This window comes from Chitinophaga sp. YR573 (genome assembly GCF_900110995.1).
Taxonomy (GTDB): domain Bacteria; phylum Bacteroidota; class Bacteroidia; order Chitinophagales; family Chitinophagaceae; genus Chitinophaga.
Window position 1 is genome coordinate 2,670,399 of sequence record NZ_FOJF01000001.1, and the last position, 25,465, is coordinate 2,695,863.

The following is a 25,465-nucleotide window of genomic DNA, read 5'->3' on the forward strand; positions in this document are numbered from 1 at the left end:
TCGCAAAGTTATAAAAATCCACCGTTAAAGCGTGAGGCGGATGGGTACTCCCCAGTTGGCTTTTATGTTTTCTTTTTTAGGGAAATTGACCACTCTTTCCGGTTGTTTTTTAGGCGTTCCAAAGTATACACCGCGGTCCCATTTCCCGTTATTGTTGTTGTCCAGCAGGATTCTTACCTCATATTCAGACGGTTGGATCAGTTTTTTTACCCAGGTACCATTGACGAGAGTGCCTGAATATTTGATCTCTTTGTCTTTGATCAGCTGTACCACAATGTGCATAGAATCATTTATCTGTGCTTTGGCGCTATCGCTGAGATGCAGGGTTACCATGGCTCTGCCGTAGTCAGACTCTTTCTTTGACATGAATTTGATGGTATCGGCTTTTGCCAGCGATAGCCCTGTTGTATCTGTGATAGATTCTTTAGGGATGATGAGCCTGTAGGGTGTACCCTCTTTCCAGGTGTACTGAACGGAGAGTTTGGTACGGGTAGAATCAAAGGAGACAGAGAATCTTACAGGTGTATTAGTGGTATCCTGTGTTAAGAGGAACGTGGTACTGTCCATTGTTTTTACCGGTCCGCTGAAAGTGAGGAGCAGGGGCTGGCCCAGATCCTGGTGATTATCAGAGAGGGTAGGTGCGACGGTGATATGACGTTTCTTCTTTTTCTCTTTATCCTTGTCTTTTTCTTTATGTTCTTCTTCTGGTGGCGGCTCATTGCCCATTTCTCCCGGCTCCTTCAGGGTACTATCTTTTTCCAGGAACAGCAGCATGGTAACATCTTTGATGTTTTGCTCCCGCAGGTGTATGAGACTGTCTTCGAAAGCGATGAGTTCCCCTGGCTGGTTGTATTGAAGGTCTTTATCTTCTTCTTTGAGTGCGAACAGTTTGTAATCGCCGGGAGCCATGTTTTTGAACCAGAAGCTACCATTCCCTTTGGAACGGGCGTAGTATACCGGCTTTTCTTTGGAGACTACGGAGTCTTCATTGTGGCGGTATATCATTACGGATACGTTACTGTCTGGTTTACCGGTTTCAGCATTTATGATATAACCTCTTACCTGTAAGGAATCGAGGTAATCTCCTGTAGAGACTACGTAGGAGTATTCCTGGATGGGATTACGCTCATTGATATCCTTAATGGCATCGGAAAAGTTAAAGGTGTAGGTGGTATTGGGTGCCAGTGTATCCTTGATTGTCATCGTCACAGTGTGCAGCTTGGCAGTTACGGTGGGGGTACGTTTGAGCGTAGGTGATACGATCAGTTTATCAAAGATATTGTCTAACTCTACATATTCATCAAAAGTAAGGACCACCTTTTTGCTTTTGAAGTGCAGGGTTGAGTCCGATGGGTTGGCACTTACCAGCTTTGGAGCTGTAGTATCCTTTGGACCACCGCTGGGAGGTACTATGTTGGCACAGCGGGGGAGTAAGAGGATAGAGGCACCTATTATTAACAACCAGGATATCCCGGCACGAAAGTTCTGCTTCATTTTCATTTTATTATTCCGAAAACCGGGACCAAAGATCAAATTCCAAACAGTAAAATCCAAATCCGGGTGGAAGCTTTGTCTTTTACAAGAGAGGGCTACGCTAATTGCCGGATTTTTGTACTACTGGTGCAGGGTTATATATAGATTGTTCTCTTTTACAAAGTTGCACCAGCGGCAGTTTGCTTTGCCACAGCCAGTGTAGAAGTCCTTTTCCTGGATTTTGTTCCAGGTGGAGACGATCTGTTGGGTAACGGTGGTTACGTCAGCGGGTGTGATGGTGACTTTTTCTTTCCGGTAGATGTTCTGAGTATCAGGTTCTATAAAGTCGAATTCTGTGCTGGTTACCTGCCAGTTCTTTTGTTTGTAGTTGTCCAGGAGGATTTTGTAGAAGACTGCCTGTCGCCAGTAATCGCCTCCGTTGGGGGTGTATTCTCCCGGGGGATCGAACTTGTGGAGCTTTACAGCAGCCTTCTCGTAGCTACCGGTTTTGTAATCTACCAGGTTTACTTTGTTGCCGTCAAATTCCAGTTTGTCGATTTTGCCTTTGAGGGGAACGCCGCTTACCAGCACGTTACGGATGTTGCGTTCTACGCTTACCACTTTATTCCATTGGCTGATGTAAGTGTTGTAATAGTTGGTAAGGATTTCCCTGCCATATTGCAGCCTGCGTTCAAAAGCCTCTTTGGTAAATGATTCCGGGTTACGGGTCATGTATTGTAAAAAGTCTTCGATGAACTCTTCTGTTGAGGGAAAGGTGTTGGTGTCATTATCCTGCATTTTCTGGAACAGCTTTTCCACTGCATGGTGCACGGCAGAGCCGAACTCCATGCTTTCAGAGCGGCCATAAGGTGCGCGGATAATACTTTTATAGAAGAAGCCCAGGGGACAGTCTAAGTAATTGTTAAGCGCGGTTACGTTCATCATAAAGCCTGATAACAGTGGATTTATGAAAAGCGGGTCCATTGCCGGTATTTCCGGTGAAAGGATAGGAGACGGTAATACGTTATCAACCCTTTCTATCTCATCTATCTTATTCATAAAGCCAATGAGTGTAAGTGTGGGCTCCCGGAGGACTTCTTCAGCAATAAATGCATTGAAAAGCACTATTTCAGGTAAATGGTGGCTGTCTTCTTCATTAATTCTCAGTGAGCGACTTATGCGTTCTTCATTAATAATGATCGTAAACAGTTGTTGAAGAGATACCTGCTGTGCTGCCCGTATCCAGCTTTCCAGTAAGGGACTGAATTCCATCATTGCCTGTTCCGCCGCGGGGGTGAACATGGTGAGGCCATGGGAGTTATGCCATTCCTTCAGATATTGCCGGAGTGAGGTTTTATCCTTATAACCTCTTTCTGCTACACGCCGGCTTACTTTGGCTATTTCTTCTGCCGGGATATTAAAGAAATCAAAGTGTAAAATAGAGAACAACAGATCATCCCCACTGTAAGGAGTATCCAGCTCACAGGCAATATAGCGCATGATTGTCAGGACCTTACGGGCGAAAGGTTGTTTCGGTAAATTATATACTTCAGGAAGATGATGTTCGTATTGATCTGTAGACATGACTATATTTGAAAATGCAAGTCGTATAAAGTTATGGGAAAAATCTATCGTTTAGAGTACGAGCAAGTGATAAATACCAGTCTGGATGAGGCATGGGACTTCTTTTCGGCGGCGGAGAACCTGGAGCGTATCACACCGTCCTACATGCGTTATGATGTTACATCTCCCCAAACAGGGAAACCTGTGTATGCAGGTCAGATCATTACCTATAAAGTACGTCCGGTACTGGGGATCCCACTGCGCTGGGTGACGGAGATCACACATGTAAAGGAAGGGGTGTATTTTGTTGATGAGCAGCGGAGAGGGCCTTATAGTCTGTGGCATCATCAACATCATTTTGAAAGGGTAACAGGTGGGGTAAAAATGACGGATATTGTTCACTATGAGATGCCTTTTGGTATATTAGGACGATTCGCACATGGATTATTCGTAAAAAAGCAGTTGGATGATATTTTTGAGTACCGGAAACAGCAGGTGAATGAATTATTCAAATAGGTGAGGCATTCATGATTTAATATTATCTTAGTTAGCTTTAAACCTATAACAATTTGCAGCAATCAGCTGTTCATATCGACGATTATATACTTTCAGAGCGTTTGATGGCCGGAGACCCCGGGGCCAGAGAGATGATATATGATCATTACGGTCCTGCACTTTACACTATAATTCTCCAGGTTATTGCAGATAATGAGAAAGCAGAAAACGCACTTGCTCAGGTTTTCGTATATATCTTCAACGATGCTGTCGCATACAGAGATTCTGGTGATATTACCCTGTTTGGCTGGATGAGGAGAGTAGCACGACAGATGGCTTTAAAGCTTGCTGTCGGGGAGTTGGAAGATAACGGAACAATGGTGAGTAACGGGAGTTTGTTGTTTCGCTTTACAACAGGGTTACCGGAAGGAATACAGACAGTATTCCGGTTGTGTTACTACAAAGGACTATCCAGGGAAGCTGTGGCCCGTATGCTGGGACTGCATCCTGAAGAAGTTGCCAGTCAGTTGAGAGAAGCAATGGTTGCCTTTAGAAAATTCTTAAATAACTAATTGGAACTTGATCACTATATAGAAAGCGGCATTATTGAAAGCTACGCGCTGGGTCTTGCTACTGCAGCGGAAATAGAGGAATTGCAGTACATGAGAAAGCTGTATCCGCAACTGAATACGGAGCTTCGTATTGTAGAGCGTAGAATAGAGATGGCTGCTTTAACAGAGGGGGTACAACCCCCATCAAGACTAAAGGACAGGGTTTTTCAGCGCATCAACTGGGACGAGGAAAAAAATACTACAGGGAAAGATAAGTCGAACTACACCTTCATCAATATACAATCCAAAAATCAGGACTATATCACGGTCCACAGGTGGTGGAAACTATTTTTTATCATGGTATTCATTGTGTCTAAAATATGCCTGTTTGCTGCTATCTATTTTTACCTCAAATACCGGCAGTCACAGGAGAAATTAGCGCAACCTTCTTCCCGGATAGAGTACCGTGTTCCCACAAAATAAACTCCATACAGACAGGTGCCAGCTGGTAGTAATTAATTGTTGTAACAATAATCATTTCATAATCAATCTGATAAAAAAACTTGCATAATATTGTTGGGTTTTATTTGGAAATGAATTAAGTTAATTTGACATTTGAAAGTCTGATTACTGCGGAAGAAGGGGTTGACCTGAACTCTCAATTATAACCATCAATCTATTTACAATACTATCTTGGATCTGGAAGATTACATAGAAAGTGGCATTATCGAAAGCTATTTGCTTGGTCTCGCTACCCGCGATGAGGTAGTGATGTTTGAGCGTATGCGGAATATTTATCCCCAGTTGAATGGAGAGATCGCCACTATGGAATATAAACTGCAGAGATTGGGAGAAGAGGGTGGTATTGCTCCTCCGGCACAGGTGTGGAACAGAATCGCAGAACGTATTCAGTGGGAAGAGCCCCCTACTAAAACTGACACCAAACAAAAACAAGGTCACACATACATTATACAGGCTCAGAAGAGGACTATGACTATCAGTATCTGGTGGCGTTGTGCATTTATTGCTTTATGTGTGATTATTATGGCATTAATAGCCAGTACCTTTTATTTTTATCAGAAATATTCCCAGCTGGAACAGCATCTGCTACAAATATATCCTACCTCACAACCAATGAGCCAGCCAGTTGTTAAATAACGGAAAGTCTATTTTGGTACATTTCTTGTCTTTCCACATCTTGCGCCGGTAAACGGTTACTTAAACATCAAACTATTTTGTACATGAAACATCTTACACTTGCTATGTTATGCCTGGTGGCGGCATTTTTTACGATATCCTGCAAGACGCAGTCCGCAGCCGGCACAACACAAAGTATCAGTAAAGGCTCTGTAAAAGGCAGCTGGATTGTAACCGATATCCGTTTTGAAGGTATTCCGGCACATTCTAAAGTGACCGTTTTTGATCAGGCTTCTTTTGGTTGTTTTAAAGGCAGCCAGTGGGTATTACCATCCAATGCCAATGGTTCTTACACATTATCTTCTACCGACGATGGTTGTAGTACTGCAACACAGCCAATTGTATGGTCTTTATATAAACTGAATGGTGCAGACATGTTCCAGTTCAAGAAAGTGGGAACCGGTTTGAAGGCAAAGAATGTAACTGATGGTTACAGAGTTGAAATTAGTTCTCTGAGCAACACTACTATGGAGTGGAAGGCTAGTGTGAATTATGAGGATAAGACTGGTGCTATCATTTATACGCTGCAGCGTAGTTAATATATCAGTATCTGTTATAAAGCGCTTAATGTTTCATGCGATTGCATGCGGCATTAAGCGTTTTGCGTTATAGTACCTGCGTTCTGACGGGCAAAGCGCATGAACAACTGGGCCAGTTTATCCTGCTGTCCCTGTAGGTGAATGAAATGGAACTTACGTACCAGGCGGAAGTTCTTTACGGGAAGGATCTTGAATTCCCCGGCTTCCAGTTCCCGCTTTACTGCCTGTAAGGAAAGAAATGCTGCGCAGGGGGCATGATGGAGATATGATTTTATACTTTCAGTACTACCCATGTACATAGCAATCTGCAAATCTGTTAGTTTGAGCTTAAGGCGTTTGAGTTCATCTGTAATTACCTCCAGTGTACCTGAGCCTTGTTCCCGCATAAGAAGGGGAATGGTTTTTAAGGTAGCTGCGGTAAGGGGCATATTATCCCCATAAGTATAGTTTACGTTGCCAATGAGGGCTATCTCATCTTTGGCAAATTCCACGTATTTCAACACCGGATTTTTGGAACGGCCTTCGATGAGGCCCAGCTGAATTGTTTTATCAAAGAGGGCCTGTTCTATTTGTTCTGTATTGCCGCTCATTAACGAAGCTGTTACATCTGTGTAACGCAGGTTAAACTGTGCGAGTACGGGTGGTATGAAGTATTGTGCGATGGTTGTGCTGGCGCCTAAGGGAAGCAGGCCGCCCTGGGCATGTTTCAGCTGATTGATCTCGTATTCCAGGTTGCGGTAGCTGGTGAAGATATCATCTGCATGTTTCAGGAGTATCTGACCGGCGCGGGTTATTTTGATACGGTTACCTATTCGTTCAAACATGGCCATTCCAAGCTGTTGTTCCAGTTCATGGATATGTTTGGTAACGGCTGGCTGAGAGATGAATAATTCTTCTGCAGCCTTGGTGAAGCTGAGCCGCCTGGCAACTGTATAGAAAACTTTTAGCCTGAAATCCAACATGCGTTAAAGGTACGAAATAAAAAAGTGGAGGCTGACGAGTAAGCCAGTGCAGGGCTTCTGACGTTGATGGTCCGGAAGCACTGACAGAACTTCTTGTCAGCCTCTTTAGAAATTTCCCGTTAGGGATTATGATTTTTTCTCAGGAGCCTTGTTTGCTTTGTAGCGTTTGTCAGGAGTACCATCTTTTTTCTTTGGTCCTTCTGCTGCTGCAGCTTTGTTTTCTTTGAAACGTTTGTCAGGCGTACCATCTTTCTTTACTTTAGGAGCAGCGGTAGCCGGAGCAGGTGTAGCAGTTTGCTCAGTTTTTGCTTTCTCCTTCTTTGCAGGTTTTGCAGGGGCTGCAGGTGTTTGCGCCATAGACACTGATGCGCCTATTAACAATGCGAACATTCCGGTAAGGAACTTTTTCATAGTCAATTGATTTTACTGAAAATTTAAGACTTTTTTCGATTATAGCTGTAGTAGAAATGTGTTATTTATAGCCGTGTTGCAATAGGCTGGTTTACAAGTTATTAAAACGTAGTTCCCGCAGCTATTTTACGTATAAATACGCTTGACAGGGACTATCCGCCCATGTACCTTTGTGTCACACAATTAAACAATGATATTTCTCTACTAGGTATAATATATAAAATAACAATTCGATTGTCTGATACTATATAACCCCATTATTGAATCATTTAGTCGTCCGTTAACCTCAAAAAGCACACTGCTGCACAGGGCTGTTGGAAACAACAGCCCTTATTCTTTTAGTTAGTTTCTACCCACATGCCGTTTTCCTTAATCAGGTCTATCAGTTCATTTACAGCTACATCGCTGCTCAGCCCACGTTTTACTACTTCTTTTCCCCTATAGAGCGTGATCTTTCCTACACCACTGCCTACATAACCGAAGTCAGCATCGGCCATTTCGCCCGGGCCATTCACAATACAACCCATGATGGCGATTTTAACGCCTTTGAGGTGATTAGTGACAGCGCGAATTTTGGCGGTAGTCTCCTGCAGGTCGAACAGTGTACGGCCACAGGAAGGGCAGGAAATGTATTCTGTTTTGGAAATACGGGTGCGGGTGGCCTGTAAGATGCCGAAGGAAATATTATTGAGTAAGTTGTAATCTGTGAATTCCGATCCGTTGGCAGTATTTACCAGCCAGAGACCATCACCAAAGCCATCCAGCAGTAAAGCGCCGGCTTCGGTAGCTGCGTGAATCAGTTGTTCGTCTGCTGTTTCATCTGATGCAAAACACTTCAGGATACAGGGTGTCTGTATGTTGTTGTCCAGCAATGTAATGAAGGCACGGCGGATTTCCGGCATGGCATGCGTATTGAAAGAGTTCAGACACAGGACTGCTGTAGTATCCGTTTTCAGCTGTGACAGGATCTTTTCCGGAAATTCAACGGCGGTATTAAAGTCGATGAAATTGAGAATGGTGGATTTATCCTTTTCCTTCAGGTATTCCATGAGGGAAAGGATAGGCATGTATTTCTCCTTATCCTCACAGGTTTGCCAGATTACATAAGGCACTATCACTTTTAATGTACCTGGTAATGTGAAGGTTAAGGGTTCGTTCAGGTACAGATAATCAGCGGCAGCATCTGCTATATTCCATTTATCGGTATCTGCATTGTAGGTGTAACCAATAGCTTTCAGGTGATCTGGTGTGATTACTTCCAGATCGCCAAGATCGGCTACTACTACGGGCACCTGTTTACCGCCAATGTTATTTACCGCCAGTGTTTCGCGGCGTTTATACGCAAAGGGAGAGTAAGGTACCAGATCTACCGGTGGGATGGGCATATGTCCTTCGCGGGTAGTATATCTCTTTACGAGATCGCGGCATACGGGTAATTCGAATTCAGGATCTTCGGTGAGGGATACGCGGATGGTATCTCCAATACCGTCTTCCATGAGGGTGCCGATACCTACGGCCGATTTGATACGGCCGTCTTCACCGTCGCCGGCTTCTGTTACACCCAGGTGTAGCGGATAAGCATGACCCAGTTCTTCCTGCATGGTGTGAATGAGAAGGCGGTAAGCCTGCACCATTACCTGCGGGTTGCTGGACTTCATACTTAATATGATGTTGCGGTAGTTGAGATCTTCGGCGATACGCAGAAATTCCATAGCGCTTTCTACCATTCCCATGGGGGTATCTCCATAGCGGCTCATGATACGGTCGCTGAGAGAACCATGGTTGGTGCCTATACGCATGGCAGTTCCATACTCCTGGCATATTTTTACCAGTGGGGTGAACTGTTTGTGAATACGCTCTATCTCTTCCTGGTATTCACTATCTGTATAAGTAAGTGTTTCGAATTTCTTTTTGTCTACGTAGTTGCCCGGGTTGATACGTACTTTCTCCACAATGCGGGCTGCAATTTCAGCTGCATTAGGTGTAAAGTGGATATCTGCCACCAGGGGAGTGGTGTACCCTCTTTTACGTAGTTCATTACGAATCGGGAGGAGGTTTTCTGCTTCCTTTTTACTGGGAGCGGTGATGCGGACCAGTTCTGCTCCCGCTTCAATGCAACGGATGGCTTGTTCCACGGTACCCAGGGTGTTCATGGTATCCGTGGTGGTCATGGTTTGTATACGTACAGGATTGAAATTACCTATCAGCAGATCCCCGACTTTTACTTCTAAAGTGGCCAACCGCTTATACTCCGTCAATGAATTACTATATAGCTGCATAAATAATGTTCGAGAATATTATGGAGCAAAGGTAACGAATTGAATTACCAATCTTTCTCTACCTGTACTGCCTGGCCTTTTGCCTTTTTCATTTTATCCTGCAGTTTATTTTCTTCCTGACCCAATGCCTGTAATAAACGTTCAGCTTCCTGTTTGTTTAATTTACTTGGCTGTGGCTCTGGTTTCTGATCCTGCTGATCTTTGTCTTTATCTTTATTTTTATCCTTATCCTGGTCCTGTTTATCCTTGTTCTGCTGATCTTTATTCTTGTTCTGATCCTGCTTATCCTTGTCTTTCTGGTCTTTGTTATCCTTATTGTCTTTGTTCTGATCCTTGTTTTTCTGGTCTTTATTCTTGTCTTTATTATCCTTGTTATCACCTCCACCGCCTTGCTGCTGTTTCTTTAGCATGGCCTGCGCATAGGCCAGATTGTAACGGGCCTGTTCATCGGTAGGGTTCATTTTCAGTGCTTCTTTATAGGCTTTAATGCTCTCTTCCCATTTCTTTCCTTCCATGAAGGTGTTGCCTATATTGTAGCTGGCGTCTGCCTTCTCCTGTTTATTGGGAGCCAGTTTGAAGCTGTTTGCATACTGGGTGCGGGCATCGTCATACCGTTTTTGTTCATAGAGGGAGTTACCCAGGTTATATCGTCCTTCTACGGACTGCTGGTTTACTTCCAATGCCTTTTTATAATTGGCTTCCGCATCGGTGTACTGTTTCTGCTGATACAGTTCGTTTCCTTTACGGATATATTTATTGCCGGTTTGAGCAAAAGCGCTGCTTCCAAGGCATATTAAGGTGCCTGCCAGTATAGTCTTATAAGTTAATTGTACTGTACTCATGGTTTTTCTGTAGCTGTAACAACGTTTACACGGGTCTTACGTCTGATTTCAGGAATAAAAAACTCTGCTACCAGTAAGAGCGCACTTATTGCCAGGAAATACTGGTAGTAGCTGTTGTAGTCTGTGAAAATATTTTCGCCAAATTCTTTCTGTTCCATACTGTCTATTTTACGGACCAGGGAATTCACTACTTCTTCTGTGTTGTTATCCAGGTGTTCGTAGATACCTCTGCCTGCGGAGGCAATGGATTTCAGTTCTTCTTCATTCAACCTGGAGATAACGGTATTCCCTTCTTTATCTTTTTTGAAGGTACCGGTTTCCGGATCAGGAAGCGGGGAACCGGTAGGAGAACCAATACCTATTGTATTGATCACTACTCCGTTATCAAAGGCCGCATTTGCCCTGGATATAGCGGCTTCATCATGATCTTCCCCATCGGAGATGATAATGAGCGATTTATGTTTGCGTTCTTTTTTATTGAATGCATCATCACTGACCTGGATAGCCTGACCGATGGCGGTACCCTGTGTAGGGATCATATCGGGGCTGACAGTGGTAAGGTACATTTTTGCGGCAGAGTAGTCGATAGTGAGCGGCATCTGCAGGTATGCGTTACCGGCAAATACAACGAGACCTACGCGGTCGTTATCGAGTTTGTCTACCAGCTTGGAAATGAGTTGTTTGGCGCGGGTGAGACGATCGGGTTTCACGTCTCCTGCCAGCATACTTTTACTTACGTCCAGGGCTATAACCACGTCCACACCTTTACGGGTGATCTTTTCCATGCGGCTGCCTTTCTGCATATTGGCCAATCCCAATACGCCGAAGAAGAATGCGAGGAAAATAAGCAGGAAGCGGAGAACAAAACGGTGGCGGGAGTAACCGGTAAAGAGTTTTTCTACCAGTACAGGGTCTCCCAGTTTACGGACAGAGCGGCGTTTCCACCAGGAGATACTGATAAATGCAAGTTGTAATACCAGCAACAATGCCAGTGCCCATAAATATTCACTATGCTGAAAGCGTAACATCATCCTATTCAGGTTTCAATAAATGTGTCTTGTAGGAAAGACAAAGATCAAATATAAATTTTTTAGTACGTTTTACAGTATGTAAAGGTTGGGATTTAGGAGTTTTTTAACGTAGCGTGGGTTTTTGGAGATAGTTGACTGGAACAATTAACTTAGGATCAGGGGAATAGCCCATAGTTGCGTAAGTCAACTATGGGCTGTTCTAATATTATTCTATATATCCGGCTTCGGTGAGAATGCTTTTGAGGATGTTCATCCGAACGGTGCGCATGTCGGTCTTCGGATTTTCTGATTCTATGTTCAGGACGAAAAAGGTGGGCAGGCCATTTTTTTCTATCCATCCGGTTATCCATCCGATCTGTTTCTTACCTACTGTACCCCATCCGGTTTTGTAGCTCAGTTCATATTGAGGCGTTTTCTCCATCAGCATTACGCTACGTACGGTTTGCATGGTCAATTTATGGAAAGGGAGCTGGTCGAAATAAAGTTTCTTGACAAAGCCAAGTTCTTCGTCTGGGGAGATCTGCAAGGTATTATCTACCCAGAAGGTATCTATCTTGCTGATCTTCATGTTGCCATATTTAACAGTGTCCAGCCATTTCTGCATGACAGGTTTTGTAATGCGACGGGCTACTTCCTGGTAATAGGGAAATGAAGACAGGCGGAATGCCTGGTTCATACTGAGAGAACGGTTGATCTCTTCACGTGAGCGGACAATACCATCCCAGGGAATTACCATGGAAGTGTCTTTGATGACACCGGTTTCAAGTCCTACCAGGGAGTTGAAGATCTTGAAAGTAGAGGCGGGGAGGAAACGTTCTTTAGCTCTGTCTAAGTTGTATACGCCAAAAGTACCCTTGCCGTTATCAAACAGCATAAAACATCCTTCTACTTTGTATTGGGTAAAATACTTTTCCCAGGACGGTTGTACTTTAACATTATTTGGTGCGCAGGCATTTGCCAGTATGGCAACCAGGAAGAGCATCCAGCCAGTGAGTTTCATTGCAGATCTTTTTTTGATGCTGCAAAAGTAGCTTTTTAGGTGTTAAAGTGCGCGGTTAACATGCTTCAACTATGCTTCAGGTATGACGGAGACAGGAAGGAGAGAGGACGGAGATAGGAAGGAGGGTAGTATGAAGCCCGACCGGAAACCCGGCCGGACTTCTTTAAGGTTGGTTTATTTTATCACGCCTAATTCTTTACCCACTTTGGTAAAGGCAGTAATAGCTTTATCGAGATGGGCCTGTTCATGGGCAGCACTAAGCTGAACACGGATGCGGGCCTGTCCTTTTGCTACTACGGGATAGAAGAACCCAATAACGTAGATGCCTTCTTTTAACAGTTTGTCGGCAAACTGCTGACTCAGCAGGGCATCGTACAGCATTACAGGTACGATTGGATGATCTCCGGGCTTGATGTCGAAGCCGGCTTCGGTCATTTTGCTGCGGAAGTATTTGGTGTTGTATTCCAGTTTATCGCGGAGGGTAGTTTTCGCACTCAGCATATCGAGTACGGCGATAGAAGCGCCTACGATGCTGGGAGCCACGGAGTTAGAGAAGAGGTAAGGACGGCTACGCTGGCGTAACATGTCTATGATTTCCTTACGACCGCTGGTGAATCCGCCGGAAGCACCGCCAAGGGCTTTACCCAGGGTACCGGTGATGATATCTATGCGCCCCATTACATTCCTGTATTCATGGGTACCACGGCCGGTTTTACCTAAGAAACCTGAAGAGTGGCTTTCATCTACCATTATGATAGCATCGTATTTATCGGCCAGGTCGCAGATTTTGTCCAGCTGGGCGATAGTACCGTCCATGCTGAAGGAACCGTCGGTAACGATGATACGACTACGGAGAGCTGCAGATTCCTGGAGTTTTGCTTCCAGGTCGGCCATATTATTATGTTCATAGCGGAAGCGCTGTGCTTTACACAGGCGTACCCCGTCTATAATAGAAGCATGATTAAGGGCATCGGAGATGATAGCGTCTTCTTCATTGAACAGTGGTTCGAATACACCGCCATTGGCGTCGAAGGCTGCAGCATAGAGGATAGTATCTTCTGTACCAAGGAATTGCGCCAGTTTCTGTTCCAGTTCGCGGTGAATATCCTGGGTACCGCAGATGAAGCGAACGCTGCTCATTCCGTATCCGTGGGTATCAATAGCATCTTTGGCTGCCTTTACGACTTCCGGATTACTGGACAGGCCGAGGTAGTTATTCGCACAAAAGTTGATAACTGTGTTTCCTCCAACCTGAATTTCAGCTCCCTGTTCGGAAGTAATGATCCTTTCCTTCTTAAAAAGACCTGCGGTTTGGATCTCTTCCAGTTCTTTTTGCAGACGGGTAACGAATTTTTCGTTCATAAATGACAGCTTTTTGTAACCTGGTTCAAAGTTATATGAATAAATGTATTACGATTCGGGCAGCTGTGCGGGGTTTTATGACAAGTAAGTAAAAAGTTTGACGGGAGTGTAACATTTGGTAGTTGGTCTGCGTCATAGTAATGTCTGGACCCTGAATTTGTGGTCGCGGTATCATCCGGAATCATCGAGCAGGAATTTTGTACAGGTAGCAGTCGGGGAGATAAAGAGAAGAGATATAAAGCGTTATAAAAGTATTTGTCGGACATTAGCATTAAAATCACGCAGAATCCGGATGACCGAAAAGGAGTATAACAAATGCGTGGATCTGTATTCAGACAATCTCTTCAGGTTTATTGTGAAAAACTTAGACCACACAGAAGATGCGAGAGATGTAGTACAGAATGCGTTTGAAATATTGTGGAAGCACTGTACAGATGTGCCTTTTGAAAAGGCCAAGTCCTATCTGTTTACAGTAGGCTACCACAATATGATAGATCATGTCCGGAAGATAAAGCGGATTACACTGGTAGATGAGTTTAAAGAAGAAGTGAAAATATCGGAGCAGCGGGTACATGATGCGAAGAAAGTGCTGGAGAAAGCGTTGGAACGGTTAACTGAAGTACAGCGGTCCCTGGTTTTATTAAAGGATTACGAGGGCTACAGTTATGAGGAGATTGGAGAGATTATGAAGTTGAACCCTTCCCAGGTGAAGGTTTATTTACATAGGGCACGGATATCTTTAAAGCAATACCTGGTGAAAATGGAGAACGTTATTTAATGGAGATAAATATTGACATATCAAACTATGAAGAGTATCTGCTTAGTGCCGTAGACGGGGAACTAAACGGAGACGAGATGGCGGCGCTGGAGCTGTTCCTGCAGCAGCATCCGCACATCAGGGAGGAGATGGCTTTATTGGAATCGGTGAAGCTGACACCTGATACTGAGATACAGTTTGATGCGAAGAACGAGTTATATCACGAGTCGATACAGCTATTGGATTATGTGGATAATGAGTTACATGGAGCGGAGAAGCTGGCTTTTGAGAAGATGATCCGTGGGAATGTACATTTATCCAAGGAGCTTAATTTATTACAACAGGCAAGGTTACAGCCTGATCTACACCTTCAGTTCGAAAATAAACAAACACTTTACAGGCATAACCGGCGTACAATACGCCCTATCTGGTGGTGGAGTACCGCAGCGGCAGTTGTTGCCGGAGTAGCGATATGGGTGTTACCGGTTTTGCCGGGTAAAGAAAATGTGCCGGTGGCAATGAATAAAGTAACCACGGATAGTGGGGTGAATAATGGACAGGTAGCTGGTAATCAGCAGGTAGGAGATGGAAGTAATGGGCAGGCAGCTACAGATACGAACCAGCAATTAATGGCGGATCAGGCCACTAATAATAATCAGGCCGGGAACCAGCAATCAGGTAGTCTTGCGCAAACAGGCACTGGTTCTACAAGTAGTCAGACACAAACACCTAATAAAACGAACGGGCAACAGCCTGGTAGCCTGTCATCAACAGGGAAACAACTGCTGGCAAGTAATAAACCTGCAGAGCATAATAAACCAGACGTATCAGTAAATGGTAGACCGGGCGTGACTTCAAATGGTAGCCCAGGTGTAATAGTAAATGGCAAACAGGTAATAAACAGTGTTGGCGATAAACCAGCAGTTGCTGATAACAGCAATCCGGGACTTACTAAACTGGCGCAGCCAGTTGCGACTTCTGGGGAAGTGGTGAAGCAATTGCAGGACAAGATGAATGAACAGGAGCAGATAGCGGCTGCCGTTGCTAACCCCGTGCAGAAAGCTCCAGTGCTGGCCAATGCAACAGCTATCAACACCAATAACAAGGTATCTGAAATAGTAACGGCTCCAGCCCCCGTACAGGGAGAACTGGTGGTATCAGTGACAATGAACGGAGACAGCAAGCTATTGAACGGGGTCGCTAATGTGGCGAGGTTCTTCTCAAGGAAGAAAAAGTAAATGTGATAGGATTTGTCAGTGACAATGAACCGCAACAGCAAGCTATTGAACGGTGTAGCCAATGTGGCGGGATTCTTTTCAAAGAAAGAGTAACAATTATACCGGGAATAACATAACCGGTAACAGGATTGAAAATATATTATATGAAGTGTAAAGCTTTACGCTGGCTATTATTGCTGCTTTTGGTAAGTGTGGGTGTAAACGCCCAGGAAAAGGATTCCCTGGTTAAGATCCAGGTAAAAGGACTGGTGATCTTACAGGGCAAAGATGCTAAAGGGAAGCGTGTTTTTAAGATTTATAACGACACTGCCTATGCCCGCGCCAAACTCAAAAGAAACCTGCAAACAAAATGGTTTGTACTTGACCTGGGTTTCAATAACTATATAGACCGCAGCGATTACACAGGCGTTGTTTCTTATGCTTATTATTCAGCTACAAATCCTTATCTGGCAGATATCAACAGATCTTATACCTACTCTGCTTCAGGATTGAACACACTGGCTCCCCGCACAGGGAGTACGCCATTAACTCCTTCAGAATTCAAATTGATAACAGGAAAGTCTGTGAATGTAAATATCTGGTTGTTCCAGCAACGCCTGAATCTCTACAAACACAAACTGAACCTTATATATGCGCTGGGCGTAGAAATGAATAACTACCGTTTTGCACGGAACATTACCTACGTACCCGGTTATCCAACCGAAATCATACGGGACACTATTAATTTCTCCAAAAACAAACTTTTTGCTGAATATCTTAGCGTACCGCTTATGCTAAATTTTAACAGCAATGCGGCCCGTCCGTCGAAAGCATTTAAGATGAGTATGGGTGTAATGGGGGGATATTTAGTAAAGGCACGTACCAAACAGATAAGTAAAGAGAGAGGGAAAGTGAAGAAGGTAGACGATTTTAACCTCAATAAATGGAAGGTTAGCCTGACAGGGGACATCGGCTACGGACCATTTAAACTGTATGGTAATTTTGCCTTAACACCGTTACATGATTACGGTCTTGAACAATATCCATTTTCCATAGGTATACGTTTTAATGGTTTTTAAACGTTTTGGGGTGTACATAATTTAAATTAGTTATGCGTTCTGTTATTGCTTTTTTGGCCTGTACCGGATTTATCATCTGGGCTCATTCGTGTGACACAAGGATTGTGGGCGTAAAAGCTTATGCTCATGAACCTGTTACTCAACCTGTTAGTAAACAGGGAACACTACGTCTGGACACGGTGCGTTCTTCGCCTGTCCTTTATGCCCACTATGTCCATACAGTCTATCTGGATACCATAAACATCAGTGCCAGAAGAGTTTACCCGGATTAGAGTCAGTTCTCCGCTGCTCATTTTATTGCCCCTTTTAACATTTTCCTGCTGCATGACATCCGGACATTACCATTATATTTGGTCATGTTTTTTTTATTTGTCAAAAACCAACACATGAACCTCATTAAAAAAGCAATTAATTTATTGCTGTTTACCTGTGCCCTGATGAACACCACATCTGCACAGCAAAAGTACGAATGGAAGGAGGGTGAGTCCGGGGGCTATAAGTACCGGTATATCACCAACGACCCAATGAAGGCTCGCTTTTACACATTAAAGAACGGCCTTACTGTAATTCTCAGCGTTAACAAGAAAGATCCACGTATCCAAACGCTGATCGGAACAAGAGCAGGTAGTAACAATGACCCACAGGACCATACAGGTCTTGCCCACTACCTGGAACACCTGTTATTTAAGGGTACCGAACAGTACGGTTCTCTTGACTGGGCAAAGGAAAAGCCTTACCTGGACAATATCGAAGGATTGTATGATACCTACAATCATACAACCGACCCGATAGCGAGAAAAGTTGTTTATCACCAGATAGACAGTGTATCCGGACTGGCAGCAAAGTATGCCATCGCTAACGAATACGATAAGGCAATGGCCAGCATGGGATCTCAGGGAACCAATGCGCATACCTGGACAGAAGAGACTATCTATGAAGAAGATATTCCTTCCAACGCGGTAGATAAATTCCTGGCGGTACAGTCTGAACGTTTCAGAGACCCGGTTTTCCGCCTGTTCCATACAGAGCTGGAAGCGGTGTATGAAGAAAAGAACAGAGGACTGGATAATGACGGACGTAAGTCTTATGAACTGATGCTGAAGAGCCTGTTCCCTACTCATAATTATGGCCAACAGAGTACTATCGGTACTGTTGAGCATCTGAAAAATCCTTCTCTTAAGGCTATCCGTCAGTTCTACAATGCCTACTATGTGCCTAACAATATGGCCATCGTAATGGCGGGTGATTTTGACTTTGATTACCTGATCAAACATATTGACAGCAGTTTCGCTTATATGCAGCCTAAGCCTGTACCGGAGTATAAAGCTCCTGTAGAAGCGCCGATCACTGCACCTATTGTAAAAGAAGTATTCGGTCCGGATGCTGAAAATGTAATGATTGCATTCCGTATGCCGGGAGCGCTGGATGTTAAATCGTCTACGCTGCTGAACGTTCTTTCAGAGATCATGGAAAACGGAAAGGCTGGATTACTTGACCTGAACATCAACAGGCAGCAGAAAGTACAGGGCGCAAGCGCTGGTTTAATGCAATGGAAAGACTACACCGTATTTAGCCTGAGTGGTAAAGCCAAACAGGGCCAGACACTGGAACAGGTAAAAGACCTGCTGCTGGGACAACTGGAAATTCTGAAGAAAGGGGAGTTTGATGAAACACTGGTAAAGGCGATTGTAAACAATGCCAAACTGGCTGAACTGCAGGGCCTGGACAATAATAGCAACCGTGCGAATTCCATGATGGACGGCTTTATTAAACACAGGGGACAAAACTGGCTGACAGATGTTTCTGCTGTGGACGATATGAGTAAGGTGACTAAAAAGGAGATCGTAGATTTTGCTAATAAGTACCTGAAAGACAACTATGTACTACTATACAAACGTAAAGGTGAAGATAAGAATATCGAAAAGGTAGAAAAGCCTGTTATCACTCCGGTGGAAGTAAACCGCGAAGCTCAATCGGCTTTCCTGGTGAAATTAAATGCTATTCCTGCTACACCGGTAAAACCACAGTGGCTGGATTTCGATAAGGATATCCAGAAAGGAAAAGTAGGAGCGGCTGATGTATTGTATGTACAGAATAAGGATAATGGTTTATTCCGTCTTTACTACCGTTTTGATATGGGAAGCTGGAATAATAAGTTATTACCACTGGCTTCACAGTATCTGCAATACCTGGGAACAGACAAGTATACTACGGAACAGATCAGTAAAGAGTTTTACAATATTGCCTGTAATTTCAGTGTAAGTTCGGGTACAGATGCAACAGTGATTACCATTTCCGGTTTACAGGAGAACTTTGATCAGGCAGCCTCTCTGTTTGAACATCTGCTGAGAAACTGTCAGCCTAACGAGCAGATACTGGCTACATTAAAAGGTCGTATACAAAAGGGCCGTTCAGATAACAAACTGAATAAAGGCGCTATCCTGAAAGGGCTGGTGAATTATGGTATGTATGGTGCGAAAAATCCTTTTAATAATCAGTTGAGCGACGCTGAACTGAATGCAATTACTGCAAAGGACCTTGTAGATTTACTGCATTCCCTGCCAGACTACAAACATACAGTTATCTATTATGGCCCTCAGTCTCTGACAGCCGCTGTAGCTTCTGTAAAGAAAGAGCATGCTTTACCGGCAACTTTTAAGGTGGCACCACCAGCCATCAAGTTTGAAAAAGCTGATCAGACAAAGAACAATGTACTGTTTGCAGATTATGATATGGTACAGTCTGAAGTAAACTGGGTAAGGAATTCATCTGTATATAAACCAGAGAATACTGCACTTATCAGTATGTTCAATAATTATTTCGGTGGTGGTATGGGATCTATCGTATTCCAGACTATCCGTGAGTCCAAAGCGCTTGCTTATTCTACTTATGCTTACTATGCATCTCCTGATAAGAAAGATGAGCGTTATTCTGTGGTTGCTTATGTAGGTAGCCAGGCAGATAAAATGGATGATGCCATTACTGGTATGAATGAGTTACTGAATGATATTCCCCGTTCCGACAAACTGTTTGAAACATCCAGGATGAGTCAGAAACAGGATATTGAAACAGAACGTATTACGCAGGATGGTATCATCTTTAATTACCTGGCATCCAAGAAGCTGGGTTTAACTACTGACTACCGCAAAACTGTATATGAGAATATTGACAAGATCACTTTTGATAATGTGAAATTATTTCATGATCAGAATCTTGCGGGTAAGCCATACACTTATTGTATCCTGGGTTCTGAAAAGAAAATCAGTCTGGATAATCTGAAGAAATATGGTGATGTGAAGAAGGTAACGCTGGAAGAAATTTTCGGTTACTAGTATTAGTAAAATATTAAATGGAAAGGAGAAAGGGCTTGTTGCTCTTTCTCCTTTTTCATTATCTTTCACAATAAAGGCTTGAATGCCAACGTTAAGATTGAGCAAAATCCCTTGTGAAATGCGTTGCTATTGCTTATTGCTATTCCTGCTACTGGGTGTTTCGGTGCCAGGATTAAATGCTGAAAGAGAAGAGGACCTGTATACTGTGAAGGTAAGCCGTGATAATATTGATCCGGATAAGGTATTTCTTCTGATAGATAAGAGTGATTACAGGTTGTACCTGTATGAAGATGTGACCTTGCGTAAGGTATACAAAGTTGTGTTCGGCAGCAGGGATCAGTCGGACAAACAACTGGAAGGTGACCACCGTACTCCTGAAGGCACTTTCCATATCCAGAGTAAACGTTTTGACAAGAGCTGGAGCCGTTTTATGTTACTGGACTATCCGAATGAAGTTTCCTGGACAAAATTTCACCAGTTACAGTCTGAAGGTATGTTACCCGCTAATGCTTCTATTGGTGGTGGTATTGGTATTCATGGAGTGGAATATGACTCAGGTATCCGAGATAATTATGTAGAGAATCGTATTAACTGGACACTGGGTTGTATCAGTATGAAAACCCAGGATGTTGCCGAGCTGTATGAGATCATAAAGGTGGGTACACCTGTAGTAATAAGACGTTAACCAGCATTCCCGTAGCAGTCTTCAGGAGTATCTTTGAAGTCTGTTAATCTCCTATATTATTTTCCCGTGCTGCTGTTGACAGCGGAGCATTGTAGTGGTACTATCATGGTGCCATGAACTATCATAAGCGGGTATTGGTCTTGTGAGGCACGCTTCATTTTGTGGAGCGTGCTTTTTTATTTTTATCGCAGAAACTCTTTTATTGCGCTTTTCCATTTAGCTGGTTCATGACGGCAGAAAGACTGATGACCAGACTCTGTAAATATTACCAGTTGTTTTTTGCGGCTGCTCAGGTGTTGGTAGATGAGATCTGTTTCTTCCCTGGTTACTCTTGTATCATGAGAGCCCCAGCATACGAGGGCCGGCATGTTTATTTGACGGGCATCTCTTTCTGGTTTAAAACCTATACTCCAGAAGCCCTGTTCCACACCTCCCCAGAAGGTAAGCATTTGCGCTAGTGGTGTACCGGGAAGGTGTACGGCTCTCATTCTTCCTTTTACAGCATCTGTTAATGTAGCGAAAGAGCTTTCGAGAATTACTTTGTCCGGGTGTAACTGATAGGAAGGTACTGCCCTGATGATGGCAGCAGCGCCCATGCTCATGCCCCAGAGAATAATATGTTTGTCTTTTTGTTTTACGTATTCATAGGTGAGTTTCACATCTTCTGCTTCTTTGTAGCCAACAGTGCAGGTACTGCCTTCACTGTTACCATGGCCGCGAAAGTCTATCATGAATGTGTTGTAGCCAAGCTGGCGGAAGTAATATGCTTCCGGGAGATAACCGTCTTTACAGGCGTTATAACCGTGAAATAATATAACGGTGCCTGTGGCTTTGGGTGCGGGGATATACCATCCTTCCAGTCGCAGCCCATCTTTGGTATGAAGGAGTACTGTTTCGAAAGGTACGTTTGGGTGTAGTCTTATTACAGATTTAGAGAGGCGTACGCCCAGGGTTACCATCTTCACTTTTTCCCAGGTATTCATCTGTTCCGGTTTTTTGTTTTTAAAGGCACCGGCGGGATAGAAGTGAGTGAATTTCCAGGCATGGAATGCTGCGATGATATTCAGCAGCAGGAAGAGTATAAGGAGAAAATATAGGAGGCGTTTCAAGAATTTCATGAACAAAAATAAATAGGGCTGACTAATGTCTGTACTTCCAAACAGTTGGCGGTACTTCGGATTAGTCAGCCCTTATAGTCAGTTATATTTTACCACGTTTGATCTCGTCTACTACAGCGGGATCGAGGAGTGTGCTGGTATCGCCCAGGTTATCGATTTCGCCTTCTGCAATTTTGCGCAGGATGCGGCGCATGATTTTACCGGAGCGTGTTTTTGGCAGTCCGCTTACAAACTGGATCTTATCTGGTTTGGCGATAGGGCCAATGATACGGGATACTGTTTGCAGGATATCTTTTTTAGTGAGTTCGGGATCGTGCGTCATGCGATCTGTGATCACATAAGCGTAGATGCCTTGTCCTTTGATATCGTGCGGGAATCCTACTACAGCGCTTTCCACAACGCCAGCATGCATGTTGATGGCGTTTTCCACTTCGGCGGTACCAATACGGTGACCACTTACATTGAGTACATCATCTACACGGCCGGTGATACGATAATAACCGTCTTCATCACGAAGACATCCGTCGCCGGTAAAGTAGAGGTTATCATAGGTAGCAAAATAGGTGGTACGGCAGCGTTCATGATCGCCGTAGGTAGTGCGTAACATACCTGGCCATGGGAATTTGATACAGAGGTTTCCGTTCACATTATTGCCGGTTACTTCTTTCCCTGTTTCATCTACCAGTATCGGTTGTACGCCGGGGAGCGGTAAGGTAGCGTAACCTGGTTTTTCTTTGGTGACGCCGGCAATGGGAGTGATCATGATACCACCGGTTTCTGTCTGCCACCATGTATCTACGATAGGACAACGTCCTTTACCGATATTATCTTTAAACCAATGCCAGGCTTCTTCATTAATTGGTTCGCCTACGCTGCCCAGTTTTTTGAGGGAGCTGAGGTCTTTATGATTTACAGGACCAAGGCCGTAGCTCATTAAACTACGGATAGCCGTAGGTGCGGTATAGAGTGTATTAACACGGAACTTATCGGTGATAGACCAGAGGCGGCCGGCATCCGGATAGGTAGGTACACCTTCAAACATCAGGGTGGTAGCACCTGCGCTGAGGGGGCCGTATACGATATAACTATGACCGGTGATCCAGCCTATGTCTGCTGTACAAAAGTACACTTCACCGGGCTGGTACTGGAAGGTGTTTACGAAGGTGTAGTTGGCGTATACCATGTATCCGCCGCAGGTATGTACAACGCCTTTAGGTTTGCCTGTGGAGCCGGAAGTATAGAGGATGAAGAGCATGTCTTCTGCATCCATTTCTTCTGCGGGGCAGGGTGGGTTGCCCATTGTTTCCACCTGTTTGATTTCATCTTCCCACCATAGATCGCGGCCTTTGATCATACTTACGGGAGTACGGGTGCGGGTGCATACGATCACTTTTTTTACGGAAGGGCAGGCGACGAGGGCATCGTCTATTACAGATTTGAGAGGAATGTCTTTATTACCGCGGAAGGCGCCGTCGCAGGTGATAACGAGGTTACACTGAGCATCCTGTATCCTGTCTGCAATGGATTGTGCGCTGAAGCCTCCGAATACTACGGAGTGTATGGCTCCGATACGGGCACAGGCCAGCACGGAGATAGCGAGTTCCGGTATCATACCCATATAGATACATACGCGGTCGCCTTTTTTAACGCCATTGTTCTTTAGTACGTTAGCGAACTGGCATACTTTATTGTATAGATCACGGTAGGTGATTATACGGTGACGTTCTTCCGGATCATTGGGTTCCCAGATGATGGCGGGGGTATTTCCATTTGTGGCGAGGTGTCTGTCCAGGCAGTTTTCGGTAATATTGAGTTTACCGCCTACGAACCATTTAATATTGGGGTCTTTAAAGTTCCATTCCAGCACTTTATCCCATTTTCTGCGCCAGTAAAAGTGATCAGCAATATTCGCCCAGAACCCTTCAGGGTCCATTACGCTTTGCTGATAGTTCTGTTGGTACTCTTCTATGCTTTTGATCTGGTACGGATAAGCCATAGCTTCAATCAGTTTTTTTTGTTGGTCGTTTAAGTGAGTAACGTGATGTCAATCTGCGGCTTAAATTTAATAAAATTGGGGAATAGTAAGTATTAATAGTGACAGACTATTATGTAATGCCTTTTAATTGGATAACCTGGGGCTATTAGTAAGGGAAAGGAATTAGGGGCTAAAAGAGACGTCAAAAGAGAGAGAGAAGTAAAACCAACCGGCTATTTACCTGGTTTCTTACGGTATTTATCACAGTAATTCCAGAAGCCCTGGTAGACCTCATCCATTACAGCGATAATTTTCTCTTTTTCAGCGTTGCTGAGCGAAGGTATGATCTTGTCTTTGTCAAGACCTCCGGGTTTGTTAACACTACGCATTTTACGATAGAACGTTGGTACGCTCCAGGCACATTCTTCACAAACTCTTTCCCTGAAATAAATAGGGAGATTGATCATTCTTGAATGTACGTCTTGTAACACGTTTACTGGTGGCGGTGTGGATGGCATGGATTTTTTCATATTAATAGTTGTTATTGTATGCTTTTGGGAAACGTGAATTTTTAGAGAACAGTACTGTCGTATTTATCATTTATGGTTACTTATAATCAAATATATTTATATTTATTTTGCTGTCCCAAAATTTGCACATATATTTTTAAGAATATATGAAATTTTTGAAAGTGGCCACCAGTAAGCATTACGGAGGGAGTCTGTCTGGCCCATTCTAAATTTTGTCAACATTTTTGGCTGATGTAAAGTGTGCAATGTGCTGTTTTTACTGCATTTAAAAAATCACCTGATCAGCATTATAATAACCACATTGTCTATATGAAATTCTCATTTCATAAAATGAAATGGAAATTATTATTATATTGTATGAGTTGCACAACACACTGAAGCTATCAACTAATCTAAAGAATACATGTCCAGGTTAATCCACATGGGCCAGCGCCTGAAACAAATTTTAAAGCAGAAGAAAATAAAGATAGTAGATTTTGCCGATCTGGCCGGTTTTACAAACCAGATAGCCCACTACCATTTACGAAAGAGCGATATGAAACGAAGCACGCTCGAAAAATTCTGTGAATTAATCAATGTAACACCGGAAGAATTCTACGAATGGAACAGTGTAACTGTAAACAGCGGGGATAAGGCTGGAGAGCACACAGTTTTGCATCATGGGAGCCGCCTGATGGAACTGATAGGAGAACGGGGTCTTAACAAAACAAGATTAGCAAAACGACTGGGCATGAGCCGCAGAACGATGTATAATTTGTTTGAAAAAGAAGTTTTTGGTGCAGAAGAACTGGAGCGCGTATCCAGGGCACTGGAAATGACTACCGCCGGATTCCTGTACCCGGGTGTACTGGAAGATGCAAGGCAGGCTGATAATGATGAAATGCTGGCTATGCGGGAGAAGTATTACAAATTGCTGGAAGAGCACAACCTGTTACTGAAAAGTTATTCTTCCTTAAAGGACGCACTGGAGCTGGCAAAGAAAGATATCATCCAGTTACGTAAGCAGGTCCGTTCAAAAAAAAGCACCTGATCTGATAATAAGGTTATTACCCACCAGTGCATTATAC

23 protein-coding genes are annotated in these 25,465 nt (G+C 43.8%); 11 read left to right on the forward strand and 12 right to left on the reverse strand.

The genetic code is table 11. From position 1 onward, the window contains the following. Window positions 1–24: 24 nt before the first annotated feature. Both BMW86_RS11230 and BMW86_RS11235 read right to left on the reverse strand, forming a co-directional pair. Window positions 25–1,494 (reverse strand): Ig-like domain-containing protein, encoded by a 1,470-nt coding sequence (locus BMW86_RS11230; protein WP_177189225.1) that lies wholly within the window; start codon window positions 1,492–1,494, stop codon window positions 25–27. A gap of 120 nt (window positions 1,495–1,614) precedes the next feature. Continuing rightward, window positions 1,615–3,057 carry a RecB family exonuclease gene (locus BMW86_RS11235; RefSeq protein WP_089781839.1) on the reverse strand — a complete coding sequence of 481 codons (1,443 nt, stop codon included), beginning with the start codon at window positions 3,055–3,057 and terminating at the stop codon, window positions 1,615–1,617. 33 nt (window positions 3,058–3,090) lie between these two features. Between BMW86_RS11235 and BMW86_RS11240 the strand changes: the two genes are divergently transcribed. The 5 genes from BMW86_RS11240 (at window position 3,091) to BMW86_RS11260 (ending at window position 5,818) form a co-directional block, all read left to right on the forward strand. Continuing rightward, window positions 3,091–3,552: an SRPBCC family protein gene (locus BMW86_RS11240; protein WP_089781841.1), complete on the forward strand. Its 462-nt coding sequence runs from the start codon at window positions 3,091–3,093 to the stop codon at window positions 3,550–3,552. Window positions 3,553–3,605: 53 nt separating this feature from the next. Further along, window positions 3,606–4,103, forward strand: a complete 498-nt coding sequence (locus tag BMW86_RS11245; protein WP_143056554.1) for an RNA polymerase sigma factor — start codon at window positions 3,606–3,608, stop codon at window positions 4,101–4,103. Next, the gene (locus tag BMW86_RS11250; RefSeq protein ID WP_089781845.1) at window positions 4,104–4,565 is read left to right on the forward strand and encodes a hypothetical protein; all 462 of its coding nucleotides are present in this window, start codon (window positions 4,104–4,106) and stop codon (window positions 4,563–4,565) included. Window positions 4,566–4,775: 210 nt separating this feature from the next. Further along, entirely contained in the window at window positions 4,776–5,240 is a 465-nt protein-coding gene (locus tag BMW86_RS11255; protein WP_089781847.1) for a hypothetical protein, read from the forward strand. An 83-nt stretch (window positions 5,241–5,323) separates the two neighbouring features. Next, the gene (locus BMW86_RS11260) at window positions 5,324–5,818 is read left to right on the forward strand and encodes a lipocalin family protein (protein ID WP_089781849.1); all 495 of its coding nucleotides are present in this window, start codon (window positions 5,324–5,326) and stop codon (window positions 5,816–5,818) included. A gap of 53 nt (window positions 5,819–5,871) precedes the next feature. Here the strand turns inward: BMW86_RS11260 and BMW86_RS11265 are convergent, their stop codons facing one another. The 7 genes from BMW86_RS11265 to kbl all read right to left on the reverse strand — a co-directional run bounded on the left by BMW86_RS11265 (window position 5,872) and on the right by kbl (window position 13,705). Continuing rightward, the gene (locus tag BMW86_RS11265) at window positions 5,872–6,780 is read right to left on the reverse strand and encodes a LysR substrate-binding domain-containing protein (RefSeq protein ID WP_089781851.1); all 909 of its coding nucleotides are present in this window, start codon (window positions 6,778–6,780) and stop codon (window positions 5,872–5,874) included. Between the two features lie 126 nt (window positions 6,781–6,906). Continuing rightward, window positions 6,907–7,191 carry a hypothetical protein gene (locus tag BMW86_RS11270; RefSeq protein WP_089781853.1) on the reverse strand — a complete coding sequence of 95 codons (285 nt, stop codon included), beginning with the start codon at window positions 7,189–7,191 and terminating at the stop codon, window positions 6,907–6,909. 338 nt (window positions 7,192–7,529) lie between these two features. Next, window positions 7,530–9,470: a (E)-4-hydroxy-3-methylbut-2-enyl-diphosphate synthase gene (gene ispG, locus BMW86_RS11275; protein WP_089781855.1), complete on the reverse strand. Its 1,941-nt coding sequence runs from the start codon at window positions 9,468–9,470 to the stop codon at window positions 7,530–7,532. Window positions 9,471–9,514: 44 nt separating this feature from the next. Then, complete coding sequence (locus BMW86_RS11280) at window positions 9,515–10,312, reverse strand: tetratricopeptide repeat protein (RefSeq protein ID WP_089781858.1); 798 nt, start codon at window positions 10,310–10,312, stop codon at window positions 9,515–9,517. Continuing rightward, entirely contained in the window at window positions 10,309–11,343 is a 1,035-nt protein-coding gene (locus BMW86_RS11285; RefSeq protein ID WP_089781859.1) for a VWA domain-containing protein, read from the reverse strand. The genes BMW86_RS11280 and BMW86_RS11285 overlap by 4 nt, the downstream gene beginning before the upstream one ends. A gap of 205 nt (window positions 11,344–11,548) precedes the next feature. Continuing rightward, window positions 11,549–12,343, reverse strand: a complete 795-nt coding sequence (locus tag BMW86_RS11290; protein WP_089781861.1) for a penicillin-binding transpeptidase domain-containing protein — start codon at window positions 12,341–12,343, stop codon at window positions 11,549–11,551. A 174-nt stretch (window positions 12,344–12,517) separates the two neighbouring features. Further along, the gene (gene kbl / locus BMW86_RS11295) at window positions 12,518–13,705 is read right to left on the reverse strand and encodes a glycine C-acetyltransferase (protein WP_089781863.1); all 1,188 of its coding nucleotides are present in this window, start codon (window positions 13,703–13,705) and stop codon (window positions 12,518–12,520) included. 292 nt (window positions 13,706–13,997) lie between these two features. Here kbl and BMW86_RS11300 point away from each other — a divergent pair, with 292 nt between their 5' ends. The 5 genes from BMW86_RS11300 (at window position 13,998) to BMW86_RS11325 (ending at window position 20,775) form a co-directional block, all read left to right on the forward strand. Then, window positions 13,998–14,483 (forward strand): RNA polymerase sigma factor, encoded by a 486-nt coding sequence (locus BMW86_RS11300; protein WP_089781865.1) that lies wholly within the window; start codon window positions 13,998–14,000, stop codon window positions 14,481–14,483. Beyond that, window positions 14,483–15,700, forward strand: coding sequence for an anti-sigma factor (locus BMW86_RS11305; RefSeq protein WP_089781867.1), 1,218 nt, complete (start codon window positions 14,483–14,485; stop codon window positions 15,698–15,700). Before BMW86_RS11300 ends, BMW86_RS11305 begins: the two co-directional genes overlap by 1 nt. 143 nt (window positions 15,701–15,843) lie before the next feature. Beyond that, complete coding sequence (locus tag BMW86_RS11310; protein ID WP_089781870.1) at window positions 15,844–16,758, forward strand: outer membrane beta-barrel protein; 915 nt, start codon at window positions 15,844–15,846, stop codon at window positions 16,756–16,758. 386 nt (window positions 16,759–17,144) lie between these two features. After that, on the forward strand, window positions 17,145–20,090 hold the full coding sequence (locus BMW86_RS11320) for a M16 family metallopeptidase (protein WP_089781874.1): 2,946 nt from the start codon (window positions 17,145–17,147) through the stop codon (window positions 20,088–20,090). Between the two features lie 118 nt (window positions 20,091–20,208). Then, window positions 20,209–20,775 (forward strand): L,D-transpeptidase family protein, encoded by a 567-nt coding sequence (locus BMW86_RS11325; protein ID WP_177189226.1) that lies wholly within the window; start codon window positions 20,209–20,211, stop codon window positions 20,773–20,775. A gap of 182 nt (window positions 20,776–20,957) precedes the next feature. On the opposite strand, the gene BMW86_RS11330 is transcribed toward BMW86_RS11325, so the two are convergent. From BMW86_RS11330 to BMW86_RS11340, 3 genes are all read right to left on the reverse strand, one after another. Beyond that, on the reverse strand, window positions 20,958–21,893 hold the full coding sequence (locus BMW86_RS11330; RefSeq protein WP_089781878.1) for an alpha/beta hydrolase: 936 nt from the start codon (window positions 21,891–21,893) through the stop codon (window positions 20,958–20,960). A gap of 82 nt (window positions 21,894–21,975) precedes the next feature. Further along, complete coding sequence (gene acs / locus BMW86_RS11335; RefSeq protein WP_089781880.1) at window positions 21,976–23,889, reverse strand: acetate--CoA ligase; 1,914 nt, start codon at window positions 23,887–23,889, stop codon at window positions 21,976–21,978. Window positions 23,890–24,101: 212 nt separating this feature from the next. Further along, a complete protein-coding gene (locus tag BMW86_RS11340; protein WP_143056555.1) occupies window positions 24,102–24,398 on the reverse strand; it encodes a hypothetical protein in 297 nt (98 codons plus the stop codon). A 403-nt stretch (window positions 24,399–24,801) separates the two neighbouring features. On the opposite strand from BMW86_RS11340, the gene BMW86_RS11345 reads away from it, so the two are divergent. Next, window positions 24,802–25,428 (forward strand): helix-turn-helix transcriptional regulator, encoded by a 627-nt coding sequence (locus tag BMW86_RS11345; RefSeq protein WP_089781885.1) that lies wholly within the window; start codon window positions 24,802–24,804, stop codon window positions 25,426–25,428. Window positions 25,429–25,465: the final 37 nt, after the last annotated feature.

Coding starts and splice junctions, on each gene's coding strand:
- BMW86_RS11230 (WP_177189225.1), bottom strand. CDS start 1,494: ATGAAGCAGAACTTTCGTGCCGGGATATCCTGGTTGTTAATAATAGGT.
- BMW86_RS11235 (WP_089781839.1), bottom strand. CDS start 3,057: ATGTCTACAGATCAATACGAACATCATCTTCCTGAAGTATATAATTTA.
- BMW86_RS11240 (WP_089781841.1), top strand. CDS start 3,091: ATGGGAAAAATCTATCGTTTAGAGTACGAGCAAGTGATAAATACCAGT.
- BMW86_RS11260 (WP_089781849.1), top strand. CDS start 5,324: ATGAAACATCTTACACTTGCTATGTTATGCCTGGTGGCGGCATTTTTT.
- BMW86_RS11265 (WP_089781851.1), bottom strand. CDS start 6,780: ATGTTGGATTTCAGGCTAAAAGTTTTCTATACAGTTGCCAGGCGGCTC.
- BMW86_RS11270 (WP_089781853.1), bottom strand. CDS start 7,191: ATGAAAAAGTTCCTTACCGGAATGTTCGCATTGTTAATAGGCGCATCA.
- ispG (WP_089781855.1), bottom strand. CDS start 9,470: ATGCAGCTATATAGTAATTCATTGACGGAGTATAAGCGGTTGGCCACT.
- BMW86_RS11280 (WP_089781858.1), bottom strand. CDS start 10,312: ATGAGTACAGTACAATTAACTTATAAGACTATACTGGCAGGCACCTTA.
- BMW86_RS11285 (WP_089781859.1), bottom strand. CDS start 11,343: ATGATGTTACGCTTTCAGCATAGTGAATATTTATGGGCACTGGCATTG.
- BMW86_RS11290 (WP_089781861.1), bottom strand. CDS start 12,343: ATGAAACTCACTGGCTGGATGCTCTTCCTGGTTGCCATACTGGCAAAT.
- kbl (WP_089781863.1), bottom strand. CDS start 13,705: ATGAACGAAAAATTCGTTACCCGTCTGCAAAAAGAACTGGAAGAGATC.
- BMW86_RS11300 (WP_089781865.1), top strand. CDS start 13,998: ATGACCGAAAAGGAGTATAACAAATGCGTGGATCTGTATTCAGACAAT.
- BMW86_RS11305 (WP_089781867.1), top strand. CDS start 14,483: ATGGAGATAAATATTGACATATCAAACTATGAAGAGTATCTGCTTAGT.
- BMW86_RS11310 (WP_089781870.1), top strand. CDS start 15,844: ATGAAGTGTAAAGCTTTACGCTGGCTATTATTGCTGCTTTTGGTAAGT.
- BMW86_RS11320 (WP_089781874.1), top strand. CDS start 17,145: ATGAACCTCATTAAAAAAGCAATTAATTTATTGCTGTTTACCTGTGCC.
- BMW86_RS11325 (WP_177189226.1), top strand. CDS start 20,209: ATGCGTTGCTATTGCTTATTGCTATTCCTGCTACTGGGTGTTTCGGTG.
- BMW86_RS11330 (WP_089781878.1), bottom strand. CDS start 21,893: ATGAAATTCTTGAAACGCCTCCTATATTTTCTCCTTATACTCTTCCTG.
- acs (WP_089781880.1), bottom strand. CDS start 23,889: ATGGCTTATCCGTACCAGATCAAAAGCATAGAAGAGTACCAACAGAAC.
- BMW86_RS11340 (WP_143056555.1), bottom strand. CDS start 24,398: ATGAAAAAATCCATGCCATCCACACCGCCACCAGTAAACGTGTTACAA.
- BMW86_RS11345 (WP_089781885.1), top strand. CDS start 24,802: ATGTCCAGGTTAATCCACATGGGCCAGCGCCTGAAACAAATTTTAAAG.